The sequence below is a fragment of the Sphingomonas faeni genome (genome assembly GCF_040407495.1).
GTDB classification, from domain to species: domain Bacteria; phylum Pseudomonadota; class Alphaproteobacteria; order Sphingomonadales; family Sphingomonadaceae; genus Sphingomonas; species Sphingomonas faeni_D.
In genome coordinates, this window is sequence record NZ_JAPZPP010000004.1 from 83,221 (window position 1) to 97,540 (window position 14,320).

Genomic DNA, 14,320 nt, shown 5'->3' on the forward strand with positions numbered 1-14,320 from the left:
ACGTTCCATCTCCCGAGAACGCACCCCGATCCGAGCAATCCGCGGGTTGCGGCAGGCGCTCTCGACGTGCAGAGCATTCAGATGTTGTCGCTAACCACCCTTAGGGCAACTGACATACCGCGTCCGGCCACGGCGAACCAAGAGATGTCGTGTTCCGTTGTCATGCTGGACTCGCAAGGCCGGTGAGAAACTTAGTAGGCTTGGAAAGTCCCTGGGTGGCATCGTCGTTCGGTGAAGCGCTGCTGTTCCAGTTGCTAAGATATCATCGTGAATTGCCGCTGTTGGTGGAAAGCGTTGACCGCTTGGGGGTGTCGCTTTGCGGCAGGAGTGATGATTTGGCCGATTTCTATGTTGGCTCGACCGTCATGAACATTCACATGCGTTTAGTGAAACTTGCGGTCGACATTCGAGAAGAGCGTGAGCGCCTCGATGATCAGATCGCTCTGTTTCGTGTGAGAGCGGCTGCACAACTCGGACTGTCTCATTTGACCTATGGAGCTGACCTGGACGATCTTGCGAGGCTTGCTATCCGATGCGCGGAAATGAGTGCGCGGGACGGCGTACCACCAAACATGACCCAAGCAGCTGCAATTGAAACGGCGGGTCGCTGTTACAGCTGCGGACTCTACTTTACTGACGAAGATGAACTTGGCCCGCTAGTCCGCACCGGCGACCATGTTTGGCCGGCATCTTTGGGTGGTGATACGGTCCTGTCGAATATGCTTCCAGCATGCGGACGTTGTAACAGCGCAAAACAGCATATGGCGGTTTGGCAGATGTGTTGGCTGCAACCGGAGGTCTACTCCTACTCGAAGTGGTCACGAGCGTCAGTCATCATGGCAAATGCGGTCAAGATGGCGCTGCATACACGCGCAGCCTTCGATCACGCACACGTGGCCGGCAGCACTCTCAAGACTGCCTTTTTGGCAATCGGTGCTCGCGAGAGTGTGGAGGTAATCGATGACGACTCCTCGATCGATTTCTTCAACATGAGAGTGCACTCCCCGAAAAGTTCACCGACGGATTGGAATATCAGTGGCTAGTTTTACCTACCCGGCATTTCAGATCGACCAGCGCTCCAATGGGCAGGCGCCGACATTTTGCCTGTTTAGCGCGCCTGTAGGAGAAATAAGTAAGTGGGCGGATGTGGATCGTCTCGGACCCGACGCCCCACGCGGGGTGCAGCGCGAACCGGTACCCAGCCGTATATCCAGTATTCGACGGTTTTTTGATCGTGACGTACTCAACACCATTCCCACGGCGATCGTTATCGCCGTACGAGGCGGGGTCCTTACCCCTCGGCCGGGGTGTGCGGCGCACGACCTAGTGATCGAGGTAGCGGATGGTGTTCAACGGCCTGGCCTGATCATTGACGGCCAGCATCGACTGCGCGGAATGGAGCGTTTCTCCGTGGACATGCCGGCGCCGGTCGTTGCCATTCTGGATCCAGACGACCTCGAGATGGCGTTTCAGTTCCTGGTCATTAACAACAAGGCGGCAAGAGTTCCGCGAGATCACATCCGAGCATTGGCTCTCAACTATGACGCAGAGTTCCTTACTCGTCGGTTGGAATCGGCGCGGTTGTCGCTGAACGAGAACTTGAGTTCGGTTGGTGTAATGGATGAGGACGAGGAAAGTCCGTTTCAGGGTATGATCGCATGGCCCAACAACCCGAAAGCCGAGCGAATCATTACGCCGTCTGCGATTGAAACGATGGCAGGGAACGCCAGGGCCGTCGGCTTTCGGGAACTTGAAGATGCCGATACTTTGAACGCGTTCCTCTTTGCAATGTGGAACAAGGTGAAGGTCGAGTGGGAAAACGTGTTCAATAAAGACACTCACCTTCTTGAGAAGGTCGGGCTGATCTGTCTCACTCAATACATCTGTGAAAATCTTCGTAGTTGGGCGCTAAATCCAAGGACCCCAATCAACGTAGGAGATCCGGAAGACGTGAGTGTCAACACAGGGCATGTACTGTCCACCCTTACGCCCGAATTCTTTTCAGCGAAATGGTCGAGTACGAGTTACGACACGAGAGCCGGTCGCGATCAGGTCATGAAAGCCCTTGAGACCATATCCTACAATATGAACAATAAGGAACCTTGGTACCAAGGCGTTCAAATGATCGACCGCTCTTGGCTTGAGGACCAACTTCACGCGGCGGGACCTGCTATCCTGGGAGATTAAGTTAACGCCGAACCAGTTCTGCTCGTTCGTTGATTAATGTATTTGGCGTATCCGACTGCTCTAAGCTCGCATGCGGGACAGGCATCACATCCGTATCCCCACGGGTGATGGTGCTCGTGGTCGCCCTGATAGCAGGTGTGGGTGTCGTCCCGGACGATCTCGACGAACCGCTCGCCTCCGAGCTTCTCTGCGAGCAGCCATGTCTCCGCCTTGTCGATCCACATGAGGGGCGTGTGCAGGACGAACCGCGTCTCCATGCCGAGGTTGAGCGCGACCTGCATCGCCTTGATGGTATCGTCCCGGCAGTCGGGGTAGCCGGAATAGTCGGTCTCGCAGACGCCGGTCACGAGATGCTTCGCTCCGCGGCGATACGCCACCGCGGCCGCGAACGTGAGGAATATCAGGTTGCGGCCGGGTACGAACGTGTTCGGCAGTCCGTTCTCCTGCATCGATATTCCGACGTCCTTTGTGAGGGCCGTCTCACTGATCTCACCGAGTACCTTCATGTCGATCATGTGGTCGTCGCCTAGCCGACCGGCCCAATCTGGGTACTCGCTGCGGATCCTCGCAAGCACGGTCGGCCTGACGTCGAGTTCGACGCGGTGCCTCTGACCATAGTCGAACCCGACGGTCTCTACGCGATCGTACCGATCGAGTGCCCAGGCGAGGCAGGTCGTGGAATCCTGGCCACCGGAGAACAGGACCAGCGCAGTCTTGTCGTCGAGCATTCTAACCTCCGAAATAGCTGCAGGCGTCGCCGCTCGAGTCCCGGTAGACGGAGACCCGCGCAAGACCGGGACAATCGTTCTCAAGTTTGCGCCAGACCCAGGCCGAGAGATTCTCCAGCGTGGCAGGACCAAGACCGCCGACTTCATCCAGGAATCGATGGTCGAGATCGTATCGTGCGCCCTCGAGCGCGCGTTCGAAGTGTCCCAGATCGATGACCATCCCGGTCACCGGGTCCGCTGGACCGCGCACGATGACTTCCGCCCGGTACGAATGGCCGTGGATGCGGCGACTCGAGTCGGCATCGATATCGCGCTGAAGCGTGTGCGCAGCGTCGAAGCGGAACTGTTTGCTGAGTTCGAACATCACTGGATCCCGAGGTGCTTGTGGGTTTGAAGGGTGAGCCTCCACGCTGGGTTCGCCATGCAGTATTCGACGGCCGCGGCGGTGTTCCGCTCGCCCCTCGGGCCGTCCAGAGGCTGAAGCATCAGGTGGTCGAAGGCCAGGTGCTCCACGTCCCTCGGTGACAGCGTGGGATGGGGATAGACGAGCTTCAGTTCGTCGCCGCGGGTCGTTGCGAACGGGGGCGCGGTCTTCGGGCTTACGCACAACCAGTCGATGCCCGCCGGCGGCGCGATGGTTCCGTTCGTCTCCACTGCGACCTCGAAGCGTTCTTCATGCAGTGCTTCGATCAGGGGCTCGTCGACCTGGAGCAGCGGTTCCCCGCCCGTCAGGACGACGAGACGTCGGCCACCACTACCACCTGCCCAGGCATTGGCGATCGCGCGCGCGAGGTCGGCCGGTGTTGTGAACCGGCCCCCGCCGCCGCCGTCCACGCCGACGAAGTCGGTATCGCAGAAGGTGCAGACGGCTGAACTGCGGTCCTTTTCGCGGCCGGACCACAGGTTGCAGCCTGCGAACCGGCAGAACACGGCCGCACGGCCGGCGTTTCGGCCCTCGCCCTGCAGGGTGTAGAAGATCTCCTTGACTGAGTACGTCATGGGGTCATGCTGCCTTTACGTCTCGGCGGACCTGCGCACGCTTCAGTTCCTTGACCAGGTACATCGAAAGCTGCCGCACGTCGGCGGGCACGTTCTGCAGCCCGTTCCAGCGTCTCACCTCGCTGTCGAACTTCCATTCCCCCTCGCTCCAGGCGGTGCGGCCCTTCAGGAGGCTAAGCCCGCGTGCGAACGACTCTCGGTCCTCGGCACCCTCCGAGGAATGGAGTTCCTCCATCACGTACCCCATCGCGACGATGCCGGCTCCGTGGAGGAGACGCGACGTCTTGGGGTTCTTGCCGTCCCAGTCGGACGCGAACACGTGCCGGACTGCGTGGAAGAACTCGCTGATGATGGTGGCCCCCCGATCCAGCAGCAGTTTGTCGTCGTTCGCATAGAGGCGCAGGGCGCCGTCGGTGATCGAGTTCATGATGACGCGCTGGAGCACCGTGTCGCGGATGATGCCCTTGGGGTTCGTCTGCTGTCGGATCAGCGCGCGGAGCGAGGACGACGACCCGTAGTTCAGCGCTTCCGTGAGCAACGCCGCCTGACTTCGGCTGGACATGCGGTAGGGCAGGTCACTCACCTGTGGTAGGAGTTCGTATACCAGCGCCTTGGGAAGCGGACGGGTGTTGTTGATCAGGATGAACTGCTTCTGCAGTTCCTCCATGCCTTCACACAGGAAACCCGACACGAGGACCTCGAAATCCGATCCAGGAATTTCGGAGAGGGCCGTGAAGCGCTGTTGGCCGTCGACGATCAACCCTGGTTCCTTGGCGTCCAGATCGATCGTCAGTCTGCCCAGCCCGGAACTCGTGCCATCCTCGAGGGTCAGGGGCGCGAGCGTTGCCCCGCTGGTGAAGGCGACCACGATCGGATTCGGGAGGATGGCGTTCGGCTTGACGAGGTAGTCACGGATTTCGCGGATGTGGTTGGCGATCTGAGGACGCTGGAAACCGAGAAGCGTGCCTGCCTCGTCCCGGCCGGCGCGCTGCACCTGAGCGAACTTCGCGATGTCCGATGCGCGCGCGGCGAACGTGAAGACCCTGGTCTCCACACTCTGTCGCGGTAGGACGACGTTGAATTCGAGAGTGTTGGTCATGCTGGCTGTGCCCGGAAATCTTTGAGATGCGAGTGGAAGACATGCAGGTTGTGCATGCCGCGACGTTTGTTGCGATTTGAATTTCTGAAGATCAGCGTCTCGACCCCGCCCTCCCGGCAGACCCGACAGTTGCAAGTCTCCCATGGCCTATCCTGGAGCGTGCGATGGTAGATGCCGCGTTGCCGGGCCAGCGCGATCCCTCGCTGCACGGCGGATGGTTCGTCCGCCCAGTTCAGCTGGTCCCAGTATGCCATTACGGCATCCAGCGCGGTCTCCAGGCAGGTGGATTGCGCTGCCAGACCGCGAACCGCGTCGAGCGCCAGCCCTTCAAGCAGTTTGATCTGCTCCTGGTTCACGCTTCCCTTCATCGCCTTGACCTTCAGGCGATTGTTCTCGGTCGCCTGCGGGATCCTGATGGCGGTGTAGTAGTCGAGCTCGCCCGTATCGCTTCTGACCCAGTAGTTCTTTCGTGCGTCCTTGAACGCCCGCACGAGTGGCGACGTCGTGTCGAAACTCGCCACGCCGTGCTTCTCGATGTTGGCCAGATGCTCGATCTTGCCGAAGCCGAGCACGTGCAGCTTCACGTGCGGCGGAATGGCGCCGCGTATGGCTGCCAAGGCTCGGCAGAGGTTGTCGATCTTGAGCGGCACGGTGCCGCCGACAGCGAGATAGTCGTATCCCATCTTTGCCAGCGATGCAGCGGAGTCCGCCATGCTGGAAGCGGACCAGCCCTGGATGACGCCCATGGGCGTGAAGCCGGGGCCCAGGCGTTTCGCATCCGCCTTGAACTCGGCAGCATACTCCAAGGTCACTTCGTATCTCGCGCGAACCTCCGGCGGCACGTCCGCCATCGCCCTGTCTGTGCCGGCGGCGTCGAAGTCGAAGATCAGATGGTCGGGTGAGCAGCCGTGGGTGAAGCCTCCGTCGGCATAGAACTCGACCGTATCGCTCGCCCGGTACGGAGGCTCCGCCATGTTTCGATACGTGAAGGCTCCGCAATCGCCCATCATCATGCTGTCTGGAAACCGCTCCAGGGGGTAGCGCAGGAATTTGCGCGCGCCTTCCCGCCGGAACCGCATGCCCTGCGCCTCCGTGTACTTCCCGCCTATCTGTCCGCCGCCCACGATCCCTCGGGAAACGAGTATGCCGTCGTAGGGCACGTCATCGAGAAACTCGTGGGGGAACTCGTCGTCCCTGTGAACGACGCGGCCGGCACCGTTCCGATCCGCCACGAAGTCATAGGCGGGATCGACGAAGTCCAGACTGTCGGCGAACACAAATTTCAAAGTGCGATGCTCCGGTGGGCGCAGGGTCCGGTGGGCGGACGCCGCGCAAAGTTGTTCTGGTCGGTCGGGATCATGTTGAAAGGCCCTGCAAGGCAGCGGCTTGGTGATACAGTCTGGTGAACCGACGCTGTTCGCAGGCGACGCCGTCGACGTCTCTCAGTCTGCGGAGGATCCGGCCGATGCCCTTTTCCGTCCGAAGGTGTTTGGAGATCGCGGCGACGATGTCGGCGTCTGTCATTCGCGGACGGTCTATCCTGTCGGGATGCCGGTGCCGCCTGAGGATCGACAGCACCCGTTCACGATCATCGCGTCGGTCGCCGCACTGAACCTTCTCGGCGAAATGGCTTAGCGCGCGCTGCGCGAAATCCGTTCGGGTGCCGCGTAGGATCCTGTCCAGGCGCTCGTCGTACGGCATCACGCTCTGCGCCAGGTCCGAAGGAAGTATTGCTGGAAGGGCCAGGCCGAAGAGGCGCAGACGTTCCTTGTGGGCGTCTGGCAGCGCGATGAGGTCGCCCAGGATCATCTCCGCGTATGCGCGCGTGAGAGCGATCAGTACGGGCCCCTCGCCGCTGAACGCCTCTGTCCAGTCGATGGAGAATGCGCTCGACCGCACCGCGGTCCACCAGCTTTGCGGATCGAACGCGTCGATCGATCTGGCGCGGATGGCATCTGCGCCGTGTGGGCCTACGGTCACGCCGTAGCTTGGCACGGAGCGGTCCGCGTCCACGAGGCCGAGGCCGGCGGAGATCACATAGAGGCGAGCTCCACTTGAGGTCGCGGCGCTGGCGCCCAGCGCGAAGCCCCGTCCCATGTACAACTGCTTCGCAGGCATTTGATGGGGCAGGCCGCTCAGGCGCTCGATCCACGCATCTTCCAGCGCGGACTGGCTGGAACGAGACAGGGAAAGCGCTCTAGCGCTCGCATGCGGCGTTACGCGTTTCCGGCTGGCGCAAGGTACGACGATGGCTGCTGGACCAGCGCTGCTCATCAGTTTTCCCTTCAAATAAAGTCGTTTAACTAGCCTTGGCCTGCACGTCCTGCCGTAGCGACGAGATGCTCTTGGGTCCGTCGAACAGCTACAGGCGGAAGCGAATCTCGTCAATACGCCAATTGCGTTCCCGGATGGATGCGTCGGTTCGACCGGCGGGTGCGATATGGTTCACCCAGGAACCGCACGGGTCGGTTTAAACCGATCGAACTGCGGCCCTACGGCGGGCGGGCCGTCGGAGGTCGCGATCACTCGGGTGACCAGGCGCTCTGCAGGTCCGTCCGACGACCCGAGTCCGGACCGACGACCACGCGGACCAATGCGCGGCAGAATGGCGACCCAACGTATCCGCACCGGTCATGCCATGATGCCGTCGTCGCCTTTCCAGGTGACCAGAACCGAAACTCCGAACGCTCATCCAGTCGTAAAGGGACGCGGTCATCGCGGCCCCGACCGTCACGGCGTCCGCCGGGATCAGTCGCGAATGGGAACGCGCCTTCCGCCCTCGACCGAGGCATGAACCGGCCATCCGCGATGCCGGGCATCCGACGCGTCCATGCTCATGACGCTCGATCGTCAGCGGTACATCCCGTCGGAAGATATGCCGCTCTTGTCGGGCAGCGACGTGCTGTGCTCTTGTTCGCTACGCTTCTCGCGAAAATCTTACGGAAAGTTCGGTAGAATGGCTGTCACGGCGCATCCTGTCTTGGCAGCGCGAGCAGGCACGGTCCTGTCTTGGCTACCCGATGTCGCACTACAACCCCTCGCGACGGCGCTTGCGCCCGCGATCGCGTTGGTCGGCGTCCTGGTGGCCGCTCGATTGCTGTATCGGTCCACGGTCGGTGTGGCTCGCAGAAATCTCCTCGTCGGAACGGTCACCACCGAGCGCGCGACCTGGCGGTCGGAAATGCGCACCAAGGTGTCGCGACTGGTCTTGATCGCTCGCTCGATGCCTGCAAGCCCTACCCGTCAAGACCTGGCCCGCTTCGATCGCGTCCGGGTGGAGGTGCGGCTTCGCCTTAATCCCAGTCTGAAGCCGGCCGATCTCCTGGATCAGCAGATTCTGGCGGCGTTGAAGTCTCTCCGCGATGCACTGGTCGAAGGCGAACAGGTGCGGATCGACGGTCATATCGAAACCATAGAATGCAAAGTCCAAGAACTTCTGAAGAAAGAATGGACCAAGTCGAAGGACGAGGCCAGGACTGGCGAGCTAAGTTTATCGGAACGCAGCGCGTGACGAGACCGACTTGTCAGCGATACTCGATTGATGGAGTGACCGGCTCAGTTTGAGGTATAATCCACCAACGATCCGAAACGCTTGAGCGGATGTTTAAATGCATCTCACGGCAGGAGGGTGCTGAGGAGAGAACTAGTCGAGGAACAGTTCCGATCGAAATAGCGAGCCGATCGTCATGGACGCCGAGCGCTCGTCCCCCTTCACCACGTTCCGTCCTACAGCCTCGGTCCAGTCGGCATCCGCCTGGCTCAATGGTTCTTCGATTGTGGGGCGCGCGCGAAGGTACGAGAGAACTCGAGCACTGACGCCCTGCCGTACGATCACGCGGCGGACGGGCCCGTCATCGATCTGAATCGGTCGGGGTAGCTCGAAGACCCGTTCCCGCCCTCGGTAGCCGCCGTCGCCCGCGAATACCGTCGCCTCCCCGGCAGCGAGGTCGAGTTCCTCGCGCGCACGGAAGTCGCGCTCCTCGACCCCTTCCCTGCGAATTTCCTCGGACCGCTTGGACTGCTGACGTACGGAGTACGGGAATCTCCCGAGCGGGGACGCTGTGGCCTCCGCAGTAGTCTCGAAACCAGCCAGCCTCAGCGCTTTCGACATGACTCCACGCGTCACCGCATCGTCCGCAGCCTCCATTTGCCTGGCCGCTATCTTGAACGGTTCTTCAGGCTCAGGGTCGATTACCGTCAAGAGGCTTGGAAACTTACCCTGCTGCACGCCTATCGAAAGGCCGCATACGAGGCGCTGTCCGACGTGTCCGCGCGGGAAGACGATGGAGCGCTTCTGCGCTACCCCGCCGGTTGCCAAAGGCCACGGATCTCCAAGTTGGTTTCGTGAGTAATCGTGCCCCGACTGGGTCCCCTTGCACTCGACGACGTGCCACACCCCGTTCGTGTCGCGTCCAACGAAGTCTGGAGTCTTGTTGGGCCCGCGCTTGGCCGTCCGATTGGCGGTGGCGTCGACGTCCGCAGCGAACCTCTGCATGAAGTATCGCCCGTCGCACACGCGATCGAGCGACAGCCGCTCGCTAAGCCACAGCATCGGCACGCCCATGCCGAAATCGTCGCTCAGGATCGTCTTCTGATGCGCATCCAGATCCGCGAAATTGCGGGTCAGGCGCATGTCTGAGTCGGAGGTGACGGCGGCGAAGTAGCGGACCCAGGCCCAGAACTCACTGAGGGATACGCCGGTCGAAGACGTCGGCGTCGTCAGGTACCCTAGGAATAGGAGCATGGCCGGTATGTTCAGATCGTAGTTTGCAAGACCTTTATGGAAGGTGGCCGGGAACGCAGGGAGCTTTCCCTTGGCGGGCCAGGTGTCCTTGCGGACGTGAACGTTCAGGGTGCGATTCAAATCCTTGTCTCCAGAACAGTTCGTGGCTCGATGACGTTGCTACATACCGCATGGTGCATTTGGCTTTAGGATTACACCAGCAAGGCCCGAGAACCGGTCCTGCGCAATGCGTCATAAAGCAGCTCCGTGTCAGGCGATCCGACGTTGAAAGGCGCCCCGCCTGACTGCGAACCTGGCAGCGTTCGCTGACCATGACGTGGAATTCACTTTAGATTTGGAACAGCGGCTTGCAGACCGATCGGATGTCGCACGAAACCGAACAAGATTCCGTGGCGCGCGCGTCGGCCTTGATGCGGGACGCCCTGCTGCTTCTCGATGCTTCGGGGCTGACCTTGGCGGCGACTCATCTCGAGCAGGCGCTACACCTTGCGACAAGCGAACTGGCAAGGCACGGATCGGGAGATCCATTGCCTCCGCACGCGATGGTGACGTCTCCAGCGTAGGCGTGAACGCTTTACCGGGGGTCCTATCGGACGCCGAACCCCGCCCGGCTTTCCTGACCGTCATCGCCGCGCTCGCGACCAGCGAGCACGTTCTCCAACTCGGCAAGTGTATGCGGGACGTCGATATGGTTCGCTCCGAGGAAGAGGCGGGCACCTTCGTCCTGCGCGACTGCGTGGGTCATCTTGTCGATGTCGACCAGCGCCTTTCCCGCGGGAATCATCTCGATCTGAACGAAGCGCATCGTCTTCTCCTTGGGTATTCGTTTCGTGCACAACGCACGACGGCCACGTTCTCCACCTGAGCCGGGCGCATGCAGTCCATTGTGCTGATAGGCTCGCTGCGCTTCGTGCTGCAGAGGCGATGCCTTTGCGCTATGTACTCTTGGCAGGCCACGGGATGGCGCTACGTCAGACTACTTACGGAGAGGGACAGATGTCCGATCGCAGCGTGCGTTTCGAACTCGGCGACTATCACTGGGTTTACGAGCGAGAGAGCGTCGGCTTCGTGGGAACGACCGACCTTGGCGAGGTCGAGTTTCTGATCACGAGCGCCGCGCTTGCCGAACTGCTGAGCCCGGACCTCGAGATCGTCGATGCGGACACCGCCCTGGAGGTTTTCATCGAGTTCGAGAGCGACATCCACCGAATCGCCCAGCGGGAGTTCGTCAGACGTCTGGGTGGGGAACCGCCCATCCTTCTGACCGAGGCAGACGTAGAGATGCATTGAACGGTCTTCGGCACGGGTCAGGGCGCATCCGGCGCTGGCGCCGTGGCATCGACACGTCCCATCAAAGGGGGCATCCCTCCGCAGACATGTATCCCTACTCCCTCCCTGTCGGGCGGATGGCGTGGCCCCGGTAGCTCCCTCTCGCTGTCGCTGGGCGCAGAACGACCCGCTGCTCGCATTCTATCACGACGCGGAATGGGGCGTGCCGGAGCATGACCCGCGCGCGTTGTGGGAAAAGTTGATGCTGGACGGCTTCCAGGCGGGGCTCGCGTGGATCACGATCCTTCGCAAGCGCGACGCGTTCCGGCTGGCGTTTTCAGGTTTCGATCCCGAACAGGTGGCCGACTTCGACGAGGCCAGGGTGTCCTCCCTGCTCACGGACAGCGGGATCGTGCGTTCCAGGGCAAAGATCGAGGCGACCATCGGCAACGCCCGTGCCTATCTCGCGATGAGCGCCTCGGGCGAGGATTTCTCGCAATTCGCGTGGGGCTTCGTCGGCGGTGCGCCGATCATCGGCGATGGTCACAAGGCACTCGTCCGGTCGGCGGCATCCGAAGCGCTATCCGTCGCGCTGAAGAAGCGCGGGTTCAAGTTCGTCGGTCCCGTGATCGTCTATGCATGGATGCAGGCCTGTGGCCTCGTTGACGACCACGAGGCGCAATGCTTTCGACGACAGGTGGCATGACGCCCGCGGCGCACGAGGCGAGCGGAGGCGGGCAGTCCCCGACGGAACCGGTCGGTTCCGTTCGTCATCCGGGCTGGACCGTCGCTGCCACGATGCTCGCCTCGAGTCTTGCGTTCATCGACGGGTCCGTGACGAACGTCGCACTTCCGGCGATCGGCAGGGACCTCGGTGGCGGTGGAGCCGAACTGCCATGGGTCATCAACGCCTATCTGCTGCCGCTCTCCGCGCTGATCCTTCTCGGCGGGGCGGTGGGGGACCATTTCGGACGCAGGCGGATGCTCGTGGTCGGCATCATGCTCTTCGCCGCCGCATCGGTCGGCTGCGCACTGGCGCCGAACCTCACCGTCCTGCTCGCCTCCCGCGGCATCCAGGGCATCGGCGCCGCGATCCTCATGCCGAACAGTCTTGGCATCCTTGGCGGCTCCTTTTCGGGCGAGGCGCGCGGACGCGCCGTCGGCACCTGGGCCGCGGCTGGCGCGATCGCGAGCGCCGTCGGGCCACCGCTCGGCGGATGGCTGGTGGACAGCGTCGGGTGGCGCGCGATCTTCTACATCAACCTACCGGTTGCGGCCGTCGCGGTGATTGTGACCTTGCGTTACGTGATGGAGAGCCAGGAGGGGACGCAGCCGCTCGACTGGGTGGGTGCTGCGCTGGCAACGCTTGCGCTGGGCTCGCTGACCTGGGCGCTAACGCTTTGGTCCAGCCATCACGCCGCCTCGACGATGACGTGGGTCGGGTTGATTGCAGGAACCGTCCTGATGCTCGCGTTCCTGTACCAGGAGCATCGCCTGCGGGATCGTGCGATGATGCCGCTTGCACTGTTCGCCTCGCGGCCCTTCCTCGGTCTCACACTCTTCACGCTGCTCCTGTACGGGGCGCTTGGCGGCCTGCTGATGCTGCTTCCGTATCTCCTCATTGTCGGCGGCGGGTACAGTCCGACCCAGGCCGGCTTCGCACTGCTGCCGTTCTCGGTCGTGATCGGCGCCGCATCACGCTTTGCCGGGCGACTGAGTGAAAGGGCCGGGCCACGCTGGCCGCTTACGATCGGGTCGCTCGTCACCGGGGCTGGGTTTGCGCTCCTCATCCGCACCGATCCAAGTGCCAGCTACTGGACGAGCGTGATGCCGGGGATGGCCATCATCGCTCTTGGAATGGCGGGTGCGGTAGCGCCGCTTACCACGGCCGTGCTCTCCTCCGTCGATGAACGGCACACCGGCACCGCGTCGGGCTTCAACAGCGCGATCGCACGCACCGGCGGGTTGGTCGCGACCGCGTTGGCCGGTGCCGTCATCGCCGCACCGACCGCGCAGTTGACCAGCGTCTTCCATGTCGCGGCAGCGGCGGCGGCGATCTCCGCGATGACGGCAGGCATGATCGCCTTCATCACACTGAAGGCCTGAGGCAGTTGGCGCGATCGGCATCGTTCACCCTTGAACGCATCCAATCGGAATTGCGGTCGTTGTCAGACTACCAATCAGGAGTTTGACGACATGGCAGACGACAAGACGCTCCGCTCTCCGTAGGACGCATCGAAGATCTCGTTGAGCGAGGACTACGAGGTGGCCTACTGGACGAAGAAGTTCGGCGTCACGGCCGACGAATTGCGGGCGGCCGTGAAGGCGGTGGGCAATGGCGCCGCTGCCGTGGGACGTCACCTCGGGGCCTGAACCGGCAGTATCGGGGTTCGGCATGCTGGTCTTCATGGACTTCGAAGCCTCGTCGCTCGCAAAGCGTGGATTTCCGATCGAAGTCGCCTGGGTGTTCGAGGACGGTAGGTCCGAATCGTACTTGATCAGGCCGGCGCCCGGCTGGTGCGACTGGGACGTCGCCGCCGAACGGATCCACGGCATCCCCCGCTTCACGCTCGAGCGCGACGGCACGGCGCACGACGTGGTCGCCAATCGCCTGGTAGAGGCACTGGAAGGCCACGACCTGCTGGCGTCGGCTCCGAGTTGGGACGGCAAGTGGCTTAGTGCGCTCCTTCGCGCCGCCGGTCTTCCGCGGCACCTGCTCCGCCTGCGGAACACGAAGGCGGCCCGGCGTGAGGCCGTGAGGGACCTGCTCACGGGAGCCGTACCACCAGACGATCTCGACGCGGAGATCGAGGACGTCATTCTTCAGGCGGGCGTGCCGGATCGTCTCGGTGTTCCTGCACATCGCGCCCTTCCCGATGCGGAAGAGGAGAGGCACCGCTGGGTGGCCGTACGGGACGAAGCCTCCAGACGTCGCGCCGCAATCGTGTGAGCATGGACAGATCTCCGTCGCCGACGACTCCGGACGGCCGCTATCTCGTCGTGCGCGGCTGGTTTGGCGTACGTTGAACCCCCATCTGACCGCCGAGGCGCGTGAGACCCTTGTCACGCAATTGATGGACGCACGCCGGGCGGTCGCCGCGGCGAGGCGCAGCAACGATGCGAACGCGGAGGATGTCGCCCATGAGGCCGTCGGCATGGCCAAGGTCGCGCTCGGGGAGCGCGGACCGGTATGGTGGGAAGACGGCAGCCCGGACTACAACAGGCGGATGGCGCCCAACACGCCGTACGCGGAATGGTACGCGGCACTCGATAAGGGATGAAGCCAGGCCGCTC

17 protein-coding genes are annotated in these 14,320 nt (G+C 62.3%); 9 read left to right on the forward strand and 8 right to left on the reverse strand.

Features of this window, described 5'->3' with window-relative positions; translation table 11 throughout:
- Positions 1–215 precede the first annotated feature (215 nt).
- Both O6W96_RS13520 and O6W96_RS13525 read left to right on the forward strand, forming a co-directional pair.
- Positions 216–1,043, forward strand: a complete 828-nt coding sequence (locus O6W96_RS13520) for an HNH endonuclease (protein ID WP_353470052.1) — start codon at positions 216–218, stop codon at positions 1,041–1,043.
- Positions 1,036–2,187 carry a DGQHR domain-containing protein gene (locus O6W96_RS13525; protein WP_353470053.1) on the forward strand — a complete coding sequence of 384 codons (1,152 nt, stop codon included), beginning with the start codon at positions 1,036–1,038 and terminating at the stop codon, positions 2,185–2,187. The genes O6W96_RS13520 and O6W96_RS13525 overlap by 8 nt, the downstream gene beginning before the upstream one ends.
- Here the strand turns inward: O6W96_RS13525 and queC are convergent.
- From queC to O6W96_RS13555, 6 genes are all read right to left on the reverse strand, one after another.
- Positions 2,184–2,915: a 7-cyano-7-deazaguanine synthase QueC gene (gene queC / locus O6W96_RS13530; RefSeq protein WP_353470055.1), complete on the reverse strand. Its 732-nt coding sequence runs from the start codon at positions 2,913–2,915 to the stop codon at positions 2,184–2,186. The genes O6W96_RS13525 and queC overlap by 4 nt on opposite strands.
- Before the next feature lies 1 nt (position 2,916).
- A complete protein-coding gene (locus tag O6W96_RS13535) occupies positions 2,917–3,279 on the reverse strand; it encodes a 6-pyruvoyl trahydropterin synthase family protein (protein ID WP_353470056.1) in 363 nt (120 codons plus the stop codon).
- A complete protein-coding gene (gene queE, locus O6W96_RS13540) occupies positions 3,279–3,914 on the reverse strand; it encodes a 7-carboxy-7-deazaguanine synthase (RefSeq protein WP_353470057.1) in 636 nt (211 codons plus the stop codon). The genes O6W96_RS13535 and queE overlap by 1 nt, the downstream gene beginning before the upstream one ends.
- Positions 3,915–3,918: 4 nt before the next feature.
- Positions 3,919–5,013 (reverse strand): DGQHR domain-containing protein DpdB, encoded by a 1,095-nt coding sequence (dbpB, locus tag O6W96_RS13545; RefSeq protein WP_353470058.1) that lies wholly within the window; start codon positions 5,011–5,013, stop codon positions 3,919–3,921.
- Positions 5,010–6,290 carry a tRNA-guanine transglycosylase DpdA gene (dpdA, locus tag O6W96_RS13550; RefSeq protein ID WP_353470297.1) on the reverse strand — a complete coding sequence of 427 codons (1,281 nt, stop codon included), beginning with the start codon at positions 6,288–6,290 and terminating at the stop codon, positions 5,010–5,012. The genes dbpB and dpdA overlap by 4 nt, the downstream gene beginning before the upstream one ends.
- A gap of 79 nt (positions 6,291–6,369) precedes the next feature.
- Positions 6,370–7,287 carry a hypothetical protein gene (locus O6W96_RS13555; protein WP_353470059.1) on the reverse strand — a complete coding sequence of 306 codons (918 nt, stop codon included), beginning with the start codon at positions 7,285–7,287 and terminating at the stop codon, positions 6,370–6,372.
- A 562-nt stretch (positions 7,288–7,849) separates the two neighbouring features.
- Here O6W96_RS13555 and O6W96_RS13560 point away from each other — a divergent pair.
- On the forward strand, positions 7,850–8,524 hold the full coding sequence (locus O6W96_RS13560) for a hypothetical protein (protein WP_353470060.1): 675 nt from the start codon (positions 7,850–7,852) through the stop codon (positions 8,522–8,524).
- 132 nt (positions 8,525–8,656) lie between these two features.
- Here O6W96_RS13560 and O6W96_RS13565 read toward each other — a convergent pair whose 3' ends face one another.
- Together O6W96_RS13565 and O6W96_RS13570 are read right to left on the reverse strand one after the other, a co-directional pair.
- Positions 8,657–9,877, reverse strand: a complete 1,221-nt coding sequence (locus O6W96_RS13565; protein ID WP_353470061.1) for a hypothetical protein — start codon at positions 9,875–9,877, stop codon at positions 8,657–8,659.
- Positions 9,878–10,343: 466 nt separating this feature from the next.
- Positions 10,344–10,562: a hypothetical protein gene (locus tag O6W96_RS13570; protein ID WP_353470062.1), complete on the reverse strand. Its 219-nt coding sequence runs from the start codon at positions 10,560–10,562 to the stop codon at positions 10,344–10,346.
- A gap of 191 nt (positions 10,563–10,753) precedes the next feature.
- Here O6W96_RS13570 and O6W96_RS13575 point away from each other — a divergent pair, with 191 nt between their 5' ends.
- The 6 genes from O6W96_RS13575 to O6W96_RS13600 all read left to right on the forward strand — a co-directional run bounded on the left by O6W96_RS13575 (position 10,754) and on the right by O6W96_RS13600 (position 14,307).
- Positions 10,754–11,047 carry a hypothetical protein gene (locus tag O6W96_RS13575; protein ID WP_353470063.1) on the forward strand — a complete coding sequence of 98 codons (294 nt, stop codon included), beginning with the start codon at positions 10,754–10,756 and terminating at the stop codon, positions 11,045–11,047.
- Between the two features lie 121 nt (positions 11,048–11,168).
- Positions 11,169–11,732, forward strand: a complete 564-nt coding sequence (locus O6W96_RS13580; RefSeq protein WP_353470064.1) for a DNA-3-methyladenine glycosylase I — start codon at positions 11,169–11,171, stop codon at positions 11,730–11,732.
- The gene (locus O6W96_RS13585; RefSeq protein WP_353470065.1) at positions 11,708–13,132 is read left to right on the forward strand and encodes an MFS transporter; all 1,425 of its coding nucleotides are present in this window, start codon (positions 11,708–11,710) and stop codon (positions 13,130–13,132) included. The genes O6W96_RS13580 and O6W96_RS13585 overlap by 25 nt, the downstream gene beginning before the upstream one ends.
- Before the next feature lie 141 nt (positions 13,133–13,273).
- Positions 13,274–13,399, forward strand: coding sequence for a DUF3606 domain-containing protein (locus tag O6W96_RS13590; protein WP_353470066.1), 126 nt, complete (start codon positions 13,274–13,276; stop codon positions 13,397–13,399).
- Positions 13,362–13,976, forward strand: coding sequence for a 3'-5' exonuclease (locus O6W96_RS13595; protein ID WP_353470067.1), 615 nt, complete (start codon positions 13,362–13,364; stop codon positions 13,974–13,976). Before O6W96_RS13590 ends, O6W96_RS13595 begins: the two co-directional genes overlap by 38 nt.
- A 73-nt stretch (positions 13,977–14,049) precedes the next feature.
- Entirely contained in the window at positions 14,050–14,307 is a 258-nt protein-coding gene (locus O6W96_RS13600) for a hypothetical protein (RefSeq protein WP_353470068.1), read from the forward strand.
- Positions 14,308–14,320 lie beyond the last annotated feature (13 nt).

Bases quoted from the DNA above. Each gene is read 5' to 3' on its own strand.
- queC (WP_353470055.1), bottom strand. From the start codon at position 2,915: ATGCTCGACGACAAGACTGCGCTGGTCCTGTTCTCCGGTGGCCAGGAT.
- O6W96_RS13535 (WP_353470056.1), bottom strand. From the start codon at position 3,279: ATGTTCGAACTCAGCAAACAGTTCCGCTTCGACGCTGCGCACACGCTT.
- queE (WP_353470057.1), bottom strand. From the start codon at position 3,914: ATGACGTACTCAGTCAAGGAGATCTTCTACACCCTGCAGGGCGAGGGC.
- dbpB (WP_353470058.1), bottom strand. From the start codon at position 5,013: ATGACCAACACTCTCGAATTCAACGTCGTCCTACCGCGACAGAGTGTG.
- O6W96_RS13555 (WP_353470059.1), bottom strand. From the start codon at position 7,287: ATGAGCAGCGCTGGTCCAGCAGCCATCGTCGTACCTTGCGCCAGCCGG.
- O6W96_RS13560 (WP_353470060.1), top strand. From the start codon at position 7,850: ATGACGCTCGATCGTCAGCGGTACATCCCGTCGGAAGATATGCCGCTC.
- O6W96_RS13570 (WP_353470062.1), bottom strand. From the start codon at position 10,562: ATGCGCTTCGTTCAGATCGAGATGATTCCCGCGGGAAAGGCGCTGGTC.
- O6W96_RS13575 (WP_353470063.1), top strand. From the start codon at position 10,754: ATGTCCGATCGCAGCGTGCGTTTCGAACTCGGCGACTATCACTGGGTT.
- O6W96_RS13585 (WP_353470065.1), top strand. From the start codon at position 11,708: ATGCTTTCGACGACAGGTGGCATGACGCCCGCGGCGCACGAGGCGAGC.
- O6W96_RS13595 (WP_353470067.1), top strand. From the start codon at position 13,362: ATGGCGCCGCTGCCGTGGGACGTCACCTCGGGGCCTGAACCGGCAGTA.